Origin of the sequence: Arthrobacter sp. FW306-06-A (assembly GCF_021870055.1) — a bacterium.
GTDB lineage: Bacteria > Actinomycetota > Actinomycetes > Actinomycetales > Micrococcaceae > Arthrobacter.
Map to the genome: position 1 here is coordinate 3,653,154 of NZ_CP084552.1, position 15,848 is coordinate 3,669,001.

The following is a 15,848-nucleotide window of genomic DNA, read 5'->3' on the forward strand; positions in this document are numbered from 1 at the left end:
TACTAGGCTCCAGGGGTGCTGGCGGCACCGGGAAGAAGGGATGCTGCGGGTTCGCTGTACTCAACCCGCAACAGCGAGCCGGCGTCGTCGAAGACCAGGGACGTAACGGAAGTCAGGGTGCACTCGCGCTTGCGGGGATCGTGCCACAAAGGCCGCCCTTCCGCGCTCAGCCGGGTGGCCCAGATGGGCAGCTGGTGGCTGACCAGGATGGCCTCAGGGCCTTCTGCGCCAAAATCGCCGGCCGCAAGTTCAATCGCCTTCCGGCGCGCGTCCTGCGCAGCCGCTGCCACCCGCGCCGCCTGCTGCTTGTACGGCTCACCCCAGGACGGGCGCAGCGGGTTGACCAGGTGCGGCCAGTGCCGTGGCCGGCGCAGTTCACCTTTGGTGACTTTCATGCCCTCGAAGTAGTTTTCCGCTTCGATGATCCGCTCGTCTGTGTGGATCTGCAGCTGCAGGGCTTCCGACGTCGGCCGTGCAGTTTCCTGCGCACGCTCGAGCGGAGAGGCGGCGAGGTAGGTGATGCGGGCTCCGTGCTCGGCGCGCTGCCGGAAGTACTCCGCAAGCATGCGGGCCATCTCCTGCCCCAACTCGGAAAGGTGGAAATCCGGGAGCCGCCCGTAGAGAACGCCGTCGGGATTATGGACCTCGCCGTGGCGGAGCAGATGGACAGTGGCTTGGGGCATGTTTACCAGTTTCTCAAAGATGGCGCGCGATCCGAAATCTTCTACGTTCAGTAGAACTGAAGTTTTTGAAGAAATGTTCCGGACCCGGGAACAAAACATGCAAATGCATGTTTATACTGGATGCAGCAAGTTAGTTGAGACTTCAACTTATGAAGCTTCAACAGCAGGATCACCACAGACACAGCTATACAAGGAGCAACATCATGGCACTTCCCGCAGACGTCACCACCGGCACCTGGACCCTGGACAACTCCCACAGCGAGATTGGCTTCACCGTCCGCCACGCCGGCATCAGCAAGGTACGTGGGCAGTTCACCGAAGCCGCCGCCACCCTGGACCTGGCCGAGGACGTGGTCGATTCCAAGATCAACGCCACCATCAAGACCGCCAGCTTTGACTCCGGCGACGCCAACCGCGACGGCCACGTCAAGGGCGGGGATTTCTTCGACGTGGAGAAGTTCCCCGAGATCTCCTTCGTCTCCAACGGCCTCGTGGCCAAGGGCAACAGCTACGAACTCACCGGCGACCTGACCATCAAGGGTGTTACCCGTCCGGTGACCCTGGAAACCGAGTTCAACGGCGTGGCCGTGGACCCGTTCGGCAACACCCGCGCCGGCGTCTCCGCCGAGACCACCATCAGCCGCAAGGACTTCGGCCTGACCTGGAACGCCGTCCTGGAAACCGGCGGCGTGCTGGTCAGCGACAAGGTTGCCATCAACCTGGAACTCGCCTTCATCGCTCCCGCAGCCTAATTCCCCTTCACGGCACCCCGGCCCGCCTGCACGGCATGGCCGGGGTGCCGTGTTTAACCTGCAAACGCGGTGCATCAACACCTCCCGAATGATCCACAACGCCGCCCGCCGGGGGTACGGTGGACTTAAGCCATGCTGGGGGGAAGGCTGAGGACCGATTCCCGGCAGCCTAACTGGATCCCGACCCTGCAGAAGGAACGCCCATGAGTACTCCTCCCGTCCCGCCTCCCGGGTCCGAAGACCCGCGCACCAGCCCCGGACAATCCGGCAACGACCAGTCCGGAGCCCAGCCGCGCTACGGCCAGAACGCTCCGCAGTACGGCCAAAACGCTCCGCAGTACGGCTCGCAGCCGCCGGCAGCACCGCAGTACGGCCAAAATGCACCCCAGTACGGCCAGAATGCACCGCAGTATGGGTCGCAGGCTCCCGGCTACGGCCAGTCCCAGTTCGGCCAGTCGCCGTATGGACAGTCCCCTTACGCCCAGTACCCCTCGGAGCAGCCGCAGCCCGCCGGAAGCAACGGCGTCCCCCAGCTTGTGAACATCTCCTTCTGGCTGCTGATTGCGTCGGCCGCCATTTTCGTCATCGGCATGCTCCTCGGGCTCACCCAGCTGGACGACCCCCAGTTCCGGCAGCTCTTTGAACAGCAGATGCAGTCGAGCGGAACAGACATCAGCTACGACAGCATCAAGAGCGTCATCGCCGGCACGCTGGTGGTCTTTGCCATCATCGGCGCCGCGCTCTACCTGCTGGTGGCCTTCTTCATCCGCAAGGGCAAGAACTGGGCCCGCATCCTGGGGACGGTCTTTGCAGCGCTGTCCATTTTCGGCCTGTTTGGGGTTCCCTCCCTCGGAACGCTTGGAACCGTCCTGGGCATCGTGGCCATTGTGCTGCTTTACCTGCCTGCAGCTGCCCCGTACTTCCGGAAGCAGCAGCCTTTCGCCAACCCGTACTCGGGTGGGTTCGGCAACCCTTACGGGCGGTAACCCAGCACGTCTGCTGGCAAACAGGCGGCCCGGGACGCAGCAATGCGTCCCGGGCCGCCTGCGTTAAGCCAGCGCTAGGCTGTCTGTCCGGGTGTCTGGGCCCGCTGCGCGTGGTAGGCCAGGATCTGGAGTTCGGTGGCCATGTCCACCTTGCGGAGGTTGACGCCGTCGGGAACCTGCAGCATCACCGGGGCGAAGCTCAGGACGCTGTGGACGCCCGCCGCCACCACCCGGTCGCAGACGCCCTGGGCCACGGCGGCCGGCAGCGCCAGCACCACCATGTTGGCCCCGGTGCGGTGCAGGACTGTTTCGAGGTCCGCGACGTCGCTGACCCGCAGCCATCCCACCTCGCTGCCCACCACCATCTGGTCGGCGTCGAAAATGGCCACGACGTCGAACCCGCGGGACTCGAAGCCGCCGTACCGCGCCAGCGCCTTGCCGAGGTTGCCGGCACCGACGATAGCCACTTTCCAGTCGTGCGTCAGTCCAAGCGCTGCCGCGATATGACGGCTGAGGTACTGCACCTCGTAGCCAACACCCCTGGTTCCGTACGATCCCACATAGGACAGGTCCTTGCGCAGGGTTGAGGAACTGACCCCTGAGGCTTCAGCCAGCGATTCGGAGGAGACGCGCTCCACGCCCTCAGCCAGCAGGGTGTTCAGGGCGCGGAGGTAGAGGGTCAGCCGGGCTACGGCTGCGGGCGGTATCTGCTTGGGCGGCGTGCCCGTGGCAGCCGGAAGGTCGGGAAGCGGCTGCGGCGTGGAATCCAGGGAGGTCACCGGCACTCCCCCTACTGGGCCATGGCGCGCTGCAGCACGCGTTCCAGCCGGGTTTCGTCGATTTTCCAGAAGTCGCGCTGTACGCCGTCCACCAGCACCACCGGGATTTCCTCGGCGTAGCGCTCCCGCAGCTCGGGCTGGTTGTCCACCAACTCTTCGCTCCAGGTAAGGCCCAATGAGGCAGTGACCCGGCTGACGGCGTCGCGCGCGTCTTCGCAAAGGTGGCAGTCAGCTTTGGTGACCAGGACGACGCGGGGTGTAGCCATGGCTTAACGGTATCGCCGTTCGCGTGCTGCCGGTGACGCCGACGGCGGCAGGCCAGCGGATTGACTAGACTCAACACCATGCCCGAGGAGAAATACGTCGCCGTAGTCACGCGCCCGGCTGCCGAGCCGCAGCCGGGCGAAGCGGCGTTTTTCGACGTGGACAACACCTTGATGCGCGGAGCCAGCCTCTTCCATGTGGCACGCAAGATGCACCAGCGCGGAGCCTTTACCCTGGCCCAGGCCGCCGGCTTCGCATGGAAGCAGTTCAAGTTCGTGGCCCGCGGGGAAAACATCGATGACGTCCATGCCGTGCGGGATTCGGCCCTGACGCTGGCCGCCGGGATCACCGTTGACGACATCAAGGCCCTCGGCGAAGAGGTCTACGACGAGATGATCGCCTCGCGGATCTGGCCGGGCGCCAAGGCACTGGCGGAGCAGCATCTCAGGGTGGGCCGCCGCGTCTGGCTGGTAACGGCCACGCCCATCGAGGTGGCCACCGTGATCTCCACCCGCCTGGGACTGACGGGAGCCCTGGGGACGGTGGGCGAAGTGTCAGACGGCATGTACACCGGCCGCCTGGTGGGAGACATCCTGCACGGCTCGGCGAAGGCCGTAGCCGTCCAGGCCATCGCCGACGAGGAGGGCCTGGACCTCAAGCGCTGCTGGGCCTACAGCGACTCCTTCAACGACGTCCCGCTGCTGTCGCTGGTGGGGCACCCCGTGGCCATCAACCCGGACGCCAAGCTGCGCCGCCACGCGCGGGACCGGAACTGGCCGGTCTACGACTTCCGCGCCGGCCGCCGCGCTGCCACGTTCGGCCTCAAGGCAGCCACTTTTGGCGGTGCGGTTTACGGCCTTTGGAAGGGCTTCGCCCGGATGCGCGGCCCGCGGGCGTAGCCCGGTAACAAACAAAATGCCCGCCGCCTCGGAAGGCGACGGGCATTTGCACGCTGTTGGAAGTATTTCTACTTCTTGTTGCGGCGCTGGTGACGGGTCTTGCGAAGCAACTTGCGGTGCTTCTTCTTGGCCATACGCTTGCGACGCTTCTTAATAACTGAACCCACGAAAGTTCCTTACAAACTAGATGCAGTACCTGTCTGATGGAGAATGTCCGCGGACATAGCTACGAACTGAACAACTGACAGATTCTTACAATGACGTAAAACGTTCCTTAACAGGGTACCGCCTATTGGGAGCGGCTCAGGACAGGCTGCCTCAGGCCGTCTCGGTGTGACCGTCCACGACAGCACCCTTAAGGTACTGTTCAACGGCGTTTTCGGGGACCCGGTAGGAGCGGCCGAAGCGCACTGCCGGCATTTCGCCCGAGTGCACCAGCCGGTAGACAGTCATTTTGGAGACGCGCATGACCTCGGCCACTTCGGCCACGGTCAGGAACTTCGCGTTGGAGAAGTTCTGTTCTGCCGACATTTCCCTATTTTCCTTTGCTGACGGATGGACAACAGTGACCCCAGGTACGTGCCAATGCGGTGTTCCGATGCTGAGCCATCCACCAACCACCTAAGTAGATACTCTAGATGTTCCTGTGGCAGATGTGAAAGTGGCGGGCCCCCTATTTCATCCCCTAATTCGACCCCCGGCGCTTCCGTGCCGATGCCGCCAGCTGCTCCAGGACAGACGCGGAGACATCCCAGTCCATGCAGGCATCCGTGACGCTTTGGCCGTAGACCAGTTCAGCGCGCCCTGCTGCATGGTCAGCGACGTCCAGGTTCTGCGCCCCGCCCACCAGGAAGCTTTCCAGCATGACGCCGGCCACCGCGCGCGCTGCGGTCCCGCCGTCTTCCAACTGGGCGCCGATCTCCAATGCCACCTCGGCCTGCCGGTGGTGGCTCTTGCCGCTGTTGGCGTGGCTGGCGTCGACGATAAGGCGGGGATTCAGTCCCTTGCCCGCCAGTTCGTTGGAGGCGCGTTCGACGTCGGCCGCTGAGTAGTTGGGCCCCTTGCGGCCGCCGCGGAGGATGACGTGGGTGTCGGGGTTTCCGGCCGTTGCCACCAGCGCGGCCCGGCCCTCGCCGTCGATCCCCAGGAACGCCTGGGCCGCCGCCGCTGCCCCGCAGGCGTCGATGGCCACCTGCAGGCCGCCGTCGGTCCCGTTCTTGAAGCCGATGGGCATGGACAATCCGGAGGCAAGCTGCCGGTGGATCTGGCTTTCGGTGGTGCGGGCACCGATGGCACCCCACGAGATGAGGTCGGCCATGTACTGGGGGCTGATCGGTTCCAGGAATTCGGTGGCGGTGGGAAGGCCCAGCGCAGTGACCTGCTGCAGGAACTGCCGGGCCGTGCGGAGGCCGGTAACCATGTCGTGGCTGCCATCCAGCCGTGGATCGTTGATCAGGCCCTTCCAACCCACGGTGGTACGCGGCTTTTCGAAGTAGGTCCGCATGACGATCAGCAGGTCTTCCTTGTGCTTTTCGGCCTGGCTGACCAGCCGGCGGGCGTACTCCAGCCCCGCCTTGGGGTCATGGATGGAACAGGGGCCAACAATGACCAGCAGGCGGTCGTCCACGCCGTCCATGATGGCGCGCACCTCGTCCCGTCCGCGTTCGACGACGGCAGCGGCGCGGGCGTCCAGCGGCAGTTCGGCGAGGAGTTCGGAGGGGGTGGGCAGCGGGGTGAATTCGCTGACGCGCAGGTTCGAGGTGGACTTGGTCTCGGTGGCGGGGGCTGCTGCTGTTGCGGTGCTCATGTTCGGGGTCCTGTTCCAGATGGGAAGCGGGCCCGGATTTCAGAACCCGCCGGAGAAACGGCGAAGGGCAGAGAATGATCTCTGCCCTGTTGGCTCTGAAGGAATGCTGGATGCGTGTCAGTTAGACGCGGGCCCCTCCAGAGCCAACGAAAAATACGCATACCAACGGTTAGTCATGGAAGAGACCATAAACCCGGGTGCACGCAGCCGCAAAATCAGTGCGTCACATTCCCTTCATCGCGATTCCTGAAGGCCCGCCACCAGTTCGGCGTGCTTTTGGTCAGTGAGGCGGTACCAGGACATGATGACGACGGCGGCCAGCACCAGGGCGGCGGGCAACAGTCCGGCAGCGGCGCGGATGGCGGTAAGGGCCGGGGCCGCCTGCTCCTGAACTGACGAGGAGTAGCCGCCCCACGCGAGCGCGAAGGCCACCAATCCTCCGCCGAAACCCATGCCCAGCTTCCGGGTGGCAGCCAGGAGGGCGTAGTTGATGCCCTGGACCCTGACGCCGGTCTTCCATTCGCCGTATTCCACGGTGTCCGCGATTAGTGCCCAGGTGAGGATGCTGATCGTTGCGGCTGAAAGCTGGGCCAGGACCATCCCGGCCACCGCCGGCCAGGGTGCTTCCGCCGGCACCAGGAAAACCACCAGTCCGCCTGCGGCGCCGAGCAGGCAGCCGACGGTGAACACCGCCTTCTTGCCCCATTTGGCCACCGGGCGGGGCATCAGCACGGCGAGTGCCAGGGTGATGACCACCTGTGTTGCGGCCATCAGGGGAAAGAGGTCCAGGCGGGACAGGACATCGCGCAGGTAGTAGAACTGGGCGGCCACGGTGGCGGAGTTGCCCGTCACCAGCAGCACGGAGGCAAGGCACAGGACCACCAGCGGCGAATTGACCCTGAGTGCTTCGATGGTCTGGCGCCAGGTGATTTTGGGGACGCTGCCGGCCACTCGTTCCCGGCAGGCGATCCCGGTGAACACATAGAGCCCGGAACCCAGAACCGCGAAGACCAGGGTCATCACGGTGAAGATCTGCTGGACGTCCCCTCCCCCGCCCAGGAGCGGTGCCACGAAGAACCCCAGCGTCGCCCCCACGGAGAGACCGCCGATGGTCCGCGCCCCGGCAAGCCTGGCCCGGTCGCGGGGGTCCTGGGTCATGGCCCCCACCAGGCAGCCGTACGGGACGTTCACCAGGCTGTAGGCAAGGCAGACCAGGAAGTAGGTGCAGTAGGCGTAGAGGAGTTTCAGTGATGGCTCGACGTCGGGCACGTGGAACACGGCTACGCCCAGCACCAGTGGTATGAACCCGAAGATCAGGAAAGGGCGGAACTTTCCCCATCGGGGGCTGTGGAAGCGGTCAACGATCCTGCCCGCGGCGATGTCCGTGAAGGCATTGAACACCCGCGCGACTACCAGCAGGGTGCCGGCGGCCGCCGCGCCGATCCCGGCCACATCCGTGTAGTAGACCAGCAGGAACATGTTGGCGGTGCTGATGATCATGCTGTTGGCTGCATCGCCGGCGCCGTAGCCTACGATTGCGGCCCTGCTCAAAGGCTTCATTGCTCCCTGTCCCCCGAACGAGAAAACGCTTTCGCATTCGAACAGGAATCTACCCCAAAATCTTGCGCAGAAACACCAGCTGCCGGATCCAGTGATGTTCCTGGCCGCCTTCGTGGTTGTTGAACCGGTACACGTCGATGTCCTTTACAGCTCCGGTGGCGGATGCGCCGGACGTCCCGGAGCCGTAGGCATTGAAGCTGGCGAAGACGGTGGACGGCGGGCAGATATCGTCCATCTGGGCAGCCGAGTACAGCGCCGGCGCCGTGGCGTACCGGGCCAGGTTGACGCCGTCGAAGTAGTTGAGGACGGCGAGGGTGTCGTCGTAGCGCTCCCGGTGCCGGGCCAGGAACTGGGCGATCTCCGGGTACGGTCCCCGTGGGGTGATGTCGATGGCGCGGGGGAAGTCCTGCAGGAACGGAACGTCGGGCAGCGCGGCGATGACGGCGTCGAGCCTTCCGACGGTGAGCCCCGCCGTGGCCACCACCAGCCCGCCGCCCTGGCTGACTCCCGCCAGCACTACTTTTGTGGCGTCGACGGCAGGGTGGGCCTGGGCCGCTTCCACCGCGCGGAAGGCGTCAACGTAGACGCGGCGGTAGTAGTAGTCCTCGCGGCTGGCGATGCCCCTGGTCATCAGGCCCGCGTGTGCCACGTCCCCGGCTGACGGATGGGGGTCCGCGGTGTGCCCCAGAGTGCCGCCGTACCCCTGGCCCCGGGTGTCCATAATGAAATGCGCGTATCCGGCCTGTGCCCAGCGCGTGTCCTGGTTGACCAGGCCACGGCCGCCGGAATAACCGATGTAGTTCACCACCACCGGAAGCCGGGCACCTGCCTCCCTGATGGCAGGCAGGTGCAGCCATCCTTTGACCGGCGCGCCGCCAAAGCCGGAGAAGGTGACGTCGAAAGTGTCGATCACCGTGAGGTAGTTCTCGACCGGTTCGAAGGTGGCGTTGAGCGGAAAGGCCCGGGCTTCGTCGAGGGTGGCATCCCAGAAAGCGCCCAGGTCTTCCGGCGGCGTGACATCGGAGGTGTAGCTGCGCAGCTGTGCCAGGGGAAGGTCGAAGAGGGGCATCGTTGTCCAGTTCTGTTTCTGTTGTTCGGCGGCTCGCGGTGGGTTCTTCTATTTCTACTGCACGGATCCCCTTCTACTGCGGAGATCCCTGGCTCACGCTGACGAGTGGCTCGTAGCGGTGCAGGCTGGTTCCGGTGGCGACAATTCCACGCAGGAGGGCCAGCCCTCCCGTGGCTGCCCCGGCAGCGCGTGCCTGGACGAGTACGTTGCCAAGGGCGGTGGCTTCGACGGGTCCCGCGATGACCGGTCGGCGGGTTGCGTTGGCGGTGAGTTGGCAGAGCAAGGCGTTCTGGGAACCACCACCAACGATGTGCACCACGGCCACCTGCCGGTCGGCCAGGCGCTCCGCCGCCGTGATGGTCCTGGCATAGCCTGCCGCGAGGCTGTCCATGATGCAGCGCGTGATGGCCGCGGGGTCGTTCGCCAGGTCCGCACCGGTCCGCCGCACCGCGGCGCGGATGCGGTCCGGCATGTTGTCCGGGGCGATGAAGTCCGGGTCGTCGGCGTTGATCTGCGGCCCGCCCGCGTGAAGTGCCGCGGCGGCAGCCAGCAGGGCGGCAAGGTCCGGCTGGAACCCTTCCCCGGCCCACGTGCGCTGGCATTCGCTCAGCAGCCACAGCCCGCCCACGTTGCGCAGGTAGCGGACGGTGCCGTCGACACCGCGTTCGTTGGTGAAGTTGGCTTCCCGGCTGGCCTCCGTGATGACCGGACGCTTCAGTTCCAGGCCCACCAGGGACCAGGTGCCGGAAGAGATGTAAGCGAAGCCGTCCCTGCTGTTGTCCGCTGTCGCGGGGACGGCAACGACGGCGGACGCAGTGTCATGGGAGCCCACCGCCACCACTGTGGTTTCCGCCGGAAGGCCCACGGCCGCGGCGATGTCCGGCTTGAGGTTCCCGAACGCCTCGCCCGGCTGGATCAGCGGCGGGAACAGGTCCTTCGGCAGGCCCAGTGCGGTGAAGAACTCGGTGGCCCACTCCCCCGCCACGGCGTCGAACAGTCCAGTGGTGGAGGCGTTGGTGGCCTCGGTCCGGCGCACGCCGGTGAGCAGGAACGCGATCAGGTCCGGGATGAGCAGGGCCTGCAGCCCGTCCAGGTTCCGTTCGCTGGCCAGCTGGTAAATGGTGTTGAACTGCAGGAACTGCAGCCCCGTGGTCTGGTACAGGCGCGCCGGGTCCAGGGTGGCGTGGACAGTCTGGACGGCAGCACGGCTGCGGTCGTCCCGGTAGCTGAACGGCTGTGCCACCAGCTTCCCGGCCGCGTCCACCAGGCCGTAGTCCACGGCCCAGGTGTCGATGCCGATGCTCGCGATCGTTTCACCCTGCACCGCCGCCACCGTGGCGGCAGCCCGCAGGCCCTCAATCACCTCGGCGAAGAGGCCGTCGAAGTCCCAGCGGAGGCCGCCGTCGCGCTCCACCACTCCGCTCGGGAAGCGGTGGACGGTCTCCAGCGCCACACCTTCGGGGGAAACCCGTCCAAGCATCACGCGCCCGGAGGAGGCGCCGATATCGACGGCGGCAAACACGCTGGCGGCAAAATGCGCGTCGACACCGTTCGGAACCGTGCTCATCGGAGGAAGGCTGCGGCCACTCCGGCGTCCACGGGAATGTGCAGGCCGGTGGTGTGCGACAGTTCGTTGCTGGTCAGGACGGCGGCGGCGTTGGCCACGTGCTCGGGCAGGACTTCGCGCTTGAGCAGGGTGCGCTGGGCGTAGTACTCACCCAGTTTCTCCTCGTCGACGCCGTAGACCGCGGCGCGCTTGGCGCCCCAGCCGCCGGCGAAGATCCCGGAGCCGCGGACCACGCCATCGGGGTTGATGCCGTTGACACGGATGCCGTGCTCGCCCAGTTCGGCCGCGAGCAGCCTGACCTGGTGGGCCTGGTCTGCCTTGGTGGCGGAATAGGCGATGTTGTTGGGCCCGGCGAACACCGAGTTCTTGGAGGAGATGTAGATGATATCCCCGCCCATTCCCTGGGCAATCATGACCTTCGCGGCGGCCTTGGCCACCAGGAACGAACCCTTGGCCATCACGTTGTGCTGCAGGTCCCAGTCCTTTTCGGTGGTTTCCAGCAGCGGCTTGGAGATGGACAGGCCGGCGTTGTTGACCACCAGGTCCACCCCGCCGAATGCCAGCACGGCGGCGTCGATCGCCGCCGCGACCTGCGCTTCGTCCGTCACGTCCGCCTGGACGCCGATGGCAACATCGGAGCCGCCGAGTTCCTCGGCGACCTTCTGCGCGTTCTCCAGGTTCAGGTCCGCGATCACCACGCAGGCGCCTTCAGCGGTGAGGCGGGTGGCGATCGCCTTGCCAATGCCGGACGCGGCACCGGTCACCAGCGCGATGCGGGTGGCGTGCGACTTGGGCTTGGGCATCCGCGCCAGCTTGGCTTCCTCCAGCGCCCAGTACTCGATGCGGAACTTCTCGGATTCCTCGATCGGGGCGTAGGCGGAGATCGCCTCGGCGCCGCGCATCACGTTGATCGCGTTGATGTAGAACTCGCCGGCAACCCGGGCGGTCTGCTTGTTCGCGCCAAAGGAGAACATGCCCACGCCCGGGACCAGCACGATGGCCGGGTCCGCTCCGCGGAGGGCAGGGCTGTTTCCGTCCGCATGGCGGTCGTAGTAGGCCTGGTAGTCCTCGCGGTAGTCCGCGTGCAGTTCGTGCAGCCGCGCGATCGACTCCTCAAGGGAGGCGTCCGCCGGCAGGTCCAGGATGAGCGGCTTGACCTTGGTGCGCAGGAAGTGGTCCGGGCAGGAGGTGCCCAGCGCTCCGAGCCGTGGGTGCTCCGCGGCTTCCAGGAAGTCAAGAACGACGGCGTCATCGCTGAAGTGCCCCAGCTGCGGCTTGTCCGTGGAGGCCAGGCCGCGGATCACCGGCGCCAGGGCTGCCGCCTTGGCGCGGCGCTCGGCCCCCGGCAGCGCACCGTACCCGGGCAGCTTGGGCCCGAAGGGTTCGGCCTTGCCGTTGTCCCTGATGTATTTTTCGGCCTGCTCGATGATCCACAGCGAGTTCTGCTCTGCCTCCTCGCTGGTGGCACCCCAGGCGGTGATGCCATGGCCGCCCAGGATGGTGCCGATGGCCTGCGGGTTGGCGTCCTTGATCGCGGCGATGTCCAGGCCCAGCTGGAAGCCGGGGCGGCGCCAGGGCACCCACACCACCTTGTTGCCGAAGATCTTGGTGGTCAGGGCCTCGCCATCCGCCGCCGTCGCAATGGCGATGCCCGAGTCCGGGTGCAGGTGGTCCACATGCGCGGCATCAACCAGGCCGTGCATCGCGGTATCGATCGAGGGGGCGGCGCCACCCTTGCCGTGCAGGCAGTAATCGAACGCCGCCACCATCTCATCCTCGCGCTCCACGCCCGGGTAAACGCCCTTCAAAGCGTTCATCCGATCAAGGCGCAGCACCGCCAGGTTCTGCTCCTTCAGGGTGCCCAAGTCCCCGCCCGAGCCCTTGACCCACAGCAGCTGGACATCCTCACCCGTCACCGGGTCCTTTTCGGTGCCCTTGGCCGAGGTGTTACCGCCGGCGAAGTTGGTGTTCCGCTTGTCCGCGCCCAGGCGGTTGGAACGGGAAATCAGGTCTTCAACAGTCGTGTTCGTCATAACTTCCTCAGGCGCCCCATCCGGCTTGCTGGCCGCCCACGCGGTCCTCGTTGATCTGTTTCTGGTAGCCGCTGGCCTTGAACGCGGCCATCGGGTCCGCGGGCAGCCCGCGGGATTCACGCCACTCGGCCAGGATGGGCCGGACGTCGGTGTAGAAGGCGTCATTGAAGATGCCGTTGGCGGCCAGGACATCACCGGCGCGCTGGGCTTCGTTCAGGGCTGCGGTGTCCACCAGCAGGGCGCGCAGCGTCATTTCCTGGACGTTGAGCACCGAGCGGATCTGGCCCGGGATCTTCTCTTCAAGGTTGTGGCACTGGTCAAGCATCAGGGCCACGCCGGAGTCCTTGCCGTACCCGCCGCCGCGGATGACCTCATGCATGATCCGGAACAGCTGGAACGGATCCGCCGCACCCACAATGAGGTCGTCGTCGGCGTAGAAGCGGGAGTTGAAGTCGAAGGAGCCCAGCTTGCCCAGGCGCAGCAGCTGCATCACGATGAACTCGATGTTCGTGCCCGGGGCATGGTGGCCGGTGTCCAGGCAGACGAACGCCTTCTCGCCCAGCGCCAGGGTCTGGGCATAGGAGCTGCCCCAGTCCGGAACATCGGTGTGGTAGAACGCCGGTTCGAAGAACTTGTACTCCAGCACCAGGCGCTGCTCATCGCCCAGGGCGGCGTAAATCTCCTGCAGGGATTCGGCGAGCCGGTCCTGCCGGCCGCGCATGTCGTCCTGGCCCGGGTAGTTGGTGCCATCCGCCAGCCAGATCTTCAGGTCCTTCGAGCCCGTGGCATGCATGATGTCGATGCAATCCAGGTGATGATCTACCGCACGGCGGCGGACGGACTCGTTGGAGGATGTCAGCGAGCCGAACTTGTACTCGTCGTCCTGGAAGGTGTTGGAGTTGATGGTGCCAAGGCCCACGCCCAGGCCGGCGGCGTATTCCTTCAGGGCCGCATAATCATCCACCTTGTCCCACGGGATGTGCAGGGCCACGGTGGGCGCCAGTCCGGTCAGCTCGTGGACCTTGGCGGCGTCCGCCAGCTTCTCCTGGACGGTCCGGGGGGTGCCACGCGTGCCGAACACCCTGAACCGCGTTCCCGAATTTCCATAGGCCCACGAAGGGACCTCGATTGCAAGCTCCCCGAGCCTGCCCAGCGCCGTTGCTACGTCGTTCATGATGGTTCTTTCCGGTGTTTGAGCGTCATTCTGATGCGTTGTGGTTGATGCCCCGCTGCTGGAGCCCTGCTGGTTTTTGTGCCCCGGTCAGCCCGCGGAGGGTTGGGCCGCCAACTGGCTGTCAAGGTTGAAGACTTCCTCAAGGACCTGGAACCCTTCGTCGGGCGCCTGGCCGGAATCTTCGAAAAGCGTTGCCATTTCCGCCTGCCAGCGGGCGTTCACCTCCGTCAGGGCCATGCGGGCACGGACGGCGTCAAAGTCGTCGCACTCCACGTACCCCACCAGGAGGCCGTCTTCTCCGAGGAAGAGGGAATAGTTATGCCAGCCTGCCTCCTTGAGGGCGTGCAGCATCTCGGGCCAGACCGCTGCGTGCCGCCGGCGGTACTCATCCATCAACGCCGGTTGCACCGAGGAACGGAAGCACACCCTCACTGGAACTCCTCTACAAACTTTTGGATTCTTTGAATCGTTTCATTGTTACGATTCAAAGTACTCTTGGATTTAAGCAGGTGTCAAGCAATGGCAAGAACTTTTGATTTCCCGCGCGGAACCAGCTGCCGCGGGCATATCAGCACGGAGAATCGATGAACCGCACAGCCAGCATCAAGGACGTCGCCACCCACGCGGGCGTGGCCGTAGGCACGGTCTCCAACGTCCTGAACTATCCGGACCGGGTGTCGGATCGGACCAAGGAGCGGGTGCTGCGCGCCATCGACGACCTCGGCTTTGTCCGCAACGATGCCGCCCGGCAGCTCCGCGTGGGGCACAGCCGCACCATCGGACTCATTGTCCTGGACGTGGGCAACCCCTTCTTCACCTCCGTGGTCCGTGCGGCGGAGGACGCCGCCGCACTGCAGGGAAGTGCAGTCCTGCTCGGCGACAGCGGCCACAATGCAGGGCGTGAGGCGAACTACATCGACCTCTTCCAGGAGCAGCGCGTGCAGGGCCTGCTGATCTCACCCGTTGGCGATGTCACGGACAGGCTGGACCTCCTCCGCGAACGCGGAGTGCCCACGGTGCTGGTGGACCGGCTGGCTGACGAATCCAAGTTCAGTTCGGTTGCCGTGGACGACGACGCCGGCGGATACCTTGCCGCCCGGCACCTGCTGGACACCGGCCGCCGTCGACTCGCCTTTGTTGGCGGTCCCACTTCCATCCGGCAGGTGGCAGACCGCCTCCAGGGGGCCCAGCGGGCCGCAAAGGAGGAGCCGGACGCAATGCTGGAGGTTTTGGAAGCCGAGGGACAGACCGTCCTGGCCGGACGCAGCGTGGGCGACACGTTGGTGGAGCGGGGCAGGGCCGAGTTGCCGGAGGGCATTTTCTGCGCCAACGACCTCCTGGCCCTGGGCGTCATGCAGTCACTCACCATGACCCACACGTTCCGCATCCCCGAGGACGTGGCCCTGATCGGTTATGACGACATCGATTTTTCAGTCTCGGCCGTGGTTCCGCTTTCCTCCATCCGCCAGCCGACGGAACTACTGGGCCGGACGGCCATCGAGTTGCTGTCCGAGGAAGTGGAGTCGCAGAATCCCGTCCACCGGTCCGTGGTGTTCACCCCAGAACTGGTGGTCCGGCAGAGCACTGCCGCACGCGGCACAAGCGGGCCCAGCGCCGGCTGACACAGAACTCGCCGGCCCAGCGGCGACGGACACCGGGAAAGGCTACTTGCCGGACTGCTGCAGCCACTTCATCGAGTCGCTCCGGGAAGTGAAGAAGCGCGTGGGGCACGGCGGGACGTGGACGCCCAAGAAGAAATTCGCGATGATCCGGTCCACAGGGCTTGCCCCCAGCAGGGCGATGCGGTTGGCCGCGCAGGGGATGGAGAAGACGGAGCGTGCCTGGATGCTGACATTCTCGGTGGTGGCCATGTCCACCAGCATGGGATAGGTTCCTTCGCCGGCTATGCGGTTCACCGCGGCCATGGCCGCGGTCGCATCCTCAACTTCTATCCGGACGCTGGGCTCCCAGATGAGGTGGATGATGCCGTCGGCGCGCAACTCCACAGTGCCCTTGCCGCCGTCGACCATTACGGGTTCCATATCCCGCCTCCCTCCAGTGGGCAGTTACTGACTCCCCTATCTTGCCTTAGTGCAGGGAACCCGGAACACGGCGCCCATGCCCAACAGCCTGCAAGCGGCTTGACTAATCAGCATACTTACTAATAGGTTGGTCGACGTGCCGTGGCCCGGATCACCATCCGGCAGCTGCGAGTCGCGGCCCGCGAGGGCTGCATTTGAAACAACTGCATTTGAAATAACCAGTTCCGCCGGGG

At 65.4% G+C, this 15,848-nt stretch carries 17 protein-coding genes; 4 read left to right on the plus strand and 13 right to left on the minus strand.

Annotation, left to right across the window (positions count from 1 at the left end):
• Positions 1–2: 2 nt before the first annotated feature.
• Positions 3–683 carry a histidine phosphatase family protein gene (locus tag LFT49_RS17115; protein ID WP_237428881.1) on the minus strand — a complete coding sequence of 227 codons (681 nt, stop codon included), beginning with the start codon at positions 681–683 and terminating at the stop codon, positions 3–5.
• Positions 684–886: 203 nt separating this feature from the next.
• Between LFT49_RS17115 and LFT49_RS17120 the strand changes: the two genes are divergently transcribed.
• Entirely contained in the window at positions 887–1,435 is a 549-nt protein-coding gene (locus LFT49_RS17120) for a YceI family protein (protein ID WP_236799513.1), read from the plus strand.
• Positions 1,436–1,638: 203 nt separating this feature from the next.
• Positions 1,639–2,421 (plus strand): Yip1 family protein, encoded by a 783-nt coding sequence (locus LFT49_RS17125; protein ID WP_237428882.1) that lies wholly within the window; start codon positions 1,639–1,641, stop codon positions 2,419–2,421.
• Positions 2,422–2,495: 74 nt separating this feature from the next.
• Here LFT49_RS17125 and LFT49_RS17130 read toward each other — a convergent pair whose 3' ends face one another.
• Both LFT49_RS17130 and LFT49_RS17135 read right to left on the minus strand, forming a co-directional pair.
• Positions 2,496–3,200: a redox-sensing transcriptional repressor Rex gene (locus LFT49_RS17130; RefSeq protein ID WP_237428883.1), complete on the minus strand. Its 705-nt coding sequence runs from the start codon at positions 3,198–3,200 to the stop codon at positions 2,496–2,498.
• Between the two features lie 11 nt (positions 3,201–3,211).
• Positions 3,212–3,466 carry a glutaredoxin family protein gene (locus LFT49_RS17135; RefSeq protein WP_142132722.1) on the minus strand — a complete coding sequence of 85 codons (255 nt, stop codon included), beginning with the start codon at positions 3,464–3,466 and terminating at the stop codon, positions 3,212–3,214.
• Positions 3,467–3,544: 78 nt separating this feature from the next.
• On the opposite strand from LFT49_RS17135, the gene LFT49_RS17140 reads away from it, so the two are divergent.
• Positions 3,545–4,363, plus strand: coding sequence for an HAD family hydrolase (locus LFT49_RS17140; RefSeq protein WP_237428884.1), 819 nt, complete (start codon positions 3,545–3,547; stop codon positions 4,361–4,363).
• A gap of 68 nt (positions 4,364–4,431) precedes the next feature.
• On the opposite strand, the gene LFT49_RS17145 is transcribed toward LFT49_RS17140, so the two are convergent.
• From LFT49_RS17145 to LFT49_RS17185, 9 genes are all read right to left on the minus strand, one after another.
• Positions 4,432–4,530: a 30S ribosomal protein bS22 gene (locus LFT49_RS17145; protein ID WP_003792170.1), complete on the minus strand. Its 99-nt coding sequence runs from the start codon at positions 4,528–4,530 to the stop codon at positions 4,432–4,434.
• Positions 4,531–4,681: 151 nt separating this feature from the next.
• On the minus strand, positions 4,682–4,894 hold the full coding sequence (locus tag LFT49_RS17150) for a helix-turn-helix domain-containing protein (protein WP_043452394.1): 213 nt from the start codon (positions 4,892–4,894) through the stop codon (positions 4,682–4,684).
• A gap of 154 nt (positions 4,895–5,048) precedes the next feature.
• Positions 5,049–6,170, minus strand: a complete 1,122-nt coding sequence (locus LFT49_RS17155) for a 3-deoxy-7-phosphoheptulonate synthase (protein ID WP_237428885.1) — start codon at positions 6,168–6,170, stop codon at positions 5,049–5,051.
• 234 nt (positions 6,171–6,404) lie between these two features.
• The gene (locus LFT49_RS17160; protein WP_237428886.1) at positions 6,405–7,730 is read right to left on the minus strand and encodes a glycoside-pentoside-hexuronide (GPH):cation symporter; all 1,326 of its coding nucleotides are present in this window, start codon (positions 7,728–7,730) and stop codon (positions 6,405–6,407) included.
• Between the two features lie 49 nt (positions 7,731–7,779).
• Positions 7,780–8,799, minus strand: a complete 1,020-nt coding sequence (locus LFT49_RS17165) for an acetylxylan esterase (protein WP_237428887.1) — start codon at positions 8,797–8,799, stop codon at positions 7,780–7,782.
• Positions 8,800–8,872: 73 nt separating this feature from the next.
• Entirely contained in the window at positions 8,873–10,366 is a 1,494-nt protein-coding gene (locus LFT49_RS17170) for a rhamnulokinase (RefSeq protein WP_237428888.1), read from the minus strand.
• Entirely contained in the window at positions 10,363–12,399 is a 2,037-nt protein-coding gene (locus LFT49_RS17175) for a bifunctional aldolase/short-chain dehydrogenase (protein ID WP_237428889.1), read from the minus strand. The genes LFT49_RS17170 and LFT49_RS17175 overlap by 4 nt, the downstream gene beginning before the upstream one ends.
• 7 nt (positions 12,400–12,406) lie before the next feature.
• Complete coding sequence (gene rhaI / locus LFT49_RS17180) at positions 12,407–13,573, minus strand: L-rhamnose isomerase (RefSeq protein WP_237428890.1); 1,167 nt, start codon at positions 13,571–13,573, stop codon at positions 12,407–12,409.
• 87 nt (positions 13,574–13,660) lie between these two features.
• Entirely contained in the window at positions 13,661–14,005 is a 345-nt protein-coding gene (locus LFT49_RS17185; protein ID WP_236799523.1) for an L-rhamnose mutarotase, read from the minus strand.
• Between the two features lie 152 nt (positions 14,006–14,157).
• On the opposite strand from LFT49_RS17185, the gene LFT49_RS17190 reads away from it, so the two are divergent.
• Complete coding sequence (locus LFT49_RS17190) at positions 14,158–15,195, plus strand: LacI family DNA-binding transcriptional regulator (protein ID WP_237428891.1); 1,038 nt, start codon at positions 14,158–14,160, stop codon at positions 15,193–15,195.
• A 42-nt stretch (positions 15,196–15,237) separates the two neighbouring features.
• On the opposite strand, the gene LFT49_RS17195 is transcribed toward LFT49_RS17190, so the two are convergent.
• A complete protein-coding gene (locus LFT49_RS17195) occupies positions 15,238–15,615 on the minus strand; it encodes a DUF7793 family protein (protein ID WP_236820420.1) in 378 nt (125 codons plus the stop codon).
• Positions 15,616–15,848 lie beyond the last annotated feature (233 nt).

Excerpts from the sequence above, each read along its gene's own strand:
- LFT49_RS17125 (WP_237428882.1), top strand. The coding sequence starts at position 1,639 with ATGAGTACTCCTCCCGTCCCGCCTCCCGGGTCCGAAGACCCGCGCACC.
- LFT49_RS17170 (WP_237428888.1), bottom strand. The coding sequence starts at position 10,366 with ATGAGCACGGTTCCGAACGGTGTCGACGCGCATTTTGCCGCCAGCGTG.
- LFT49_RS17175 (WP_237428889.1), bottom strand. The coding sequence starts at position 12,399 with ATGACGAACACGACTGTTGAAGACCTGATTTCCCGTTCCAACCGCCTG.
- LFT49_RS17155 (WP_237428885.1), bottom strand. The coding sequence starts at position 6,170 with ATGAGCACCGCAACAGCAGCAGCCCCCGCCACCGAGACCAAGTCCACC.
- LFT49_RS17150 (WP_043452394.1), bottom strand. The coding sequence starts at position 4,894 with ATGTCGGCAGAACAGAACTTCTCCAACGCGAAGTTCCTGACCGTGGCC.
- LFT49_RS17135 (WP_142132722.1), bottom strand. The coding sequence starts at position 3,466 with ATGGCTACACCCCGCGTCGTCCTGGTCACCAAAGCTGACTGCCACCTT.
- LFT49_RS17195 (WP_236820420.1), bottom strand. The coding sequence starts at position 15,615 with ATGGAACCCGTAATGGTCGACGGCGGCAAGGGCACTGTGGAGTTGCGC.
- LFT49_RS17190 (WP_237428891.1), top strand. The coding sequence starts at position 14,158 with ATGAACCGCACAGCCAGCATCAAGGACGTCGCCACCCACGCGGGCGTG.
- LFT49_RS17165 (WP_237428887.1), bottom strand. The coding sequence starts at position 8,799 with ATGCCCCTCTTCGACCTTCCCCTGGCACAGCTGCGCAGCTACACCTCC.
- LFT49_RS17140 (WP_237428884.1), top strand. The coding sequence starts at position 3,545 with ATGCCCGAGGAGAAATACGTCGCCGTAGTCACGCGCCCGGCTGCCGAG.
- LFT49_RS17120 (WP_236799513.1), top strand. The coding sequence starts at position 887 with ATGGCACTTCCCGCAGACGTCACCACCGGCACCTGGACCCTGGACAAC.
- LFT49_RS17160 (WP_237428886.1), bottom strand. The coding sequence starts at position 7,730 with ATGAAGCCTTTGAGCAGGGCCGCAATCGTAGGCTACGGCGCCGGCGAT.
- rhaI (WP_237428890.1), bottom strand. The coding sequence starts at position 13,573 with ATGAACGACGTAGCAACGGCGCTGGGCAGGCTCGGGGAGCTTGCAATC.
- LFT49_RS17115 (WP_237428881.1), bottom strand. The coding sequence starts at position 683 with ATGCCCCAAGCCACTGTCCATCTGCTCCGCCACGGCGAGGTCCATAAT.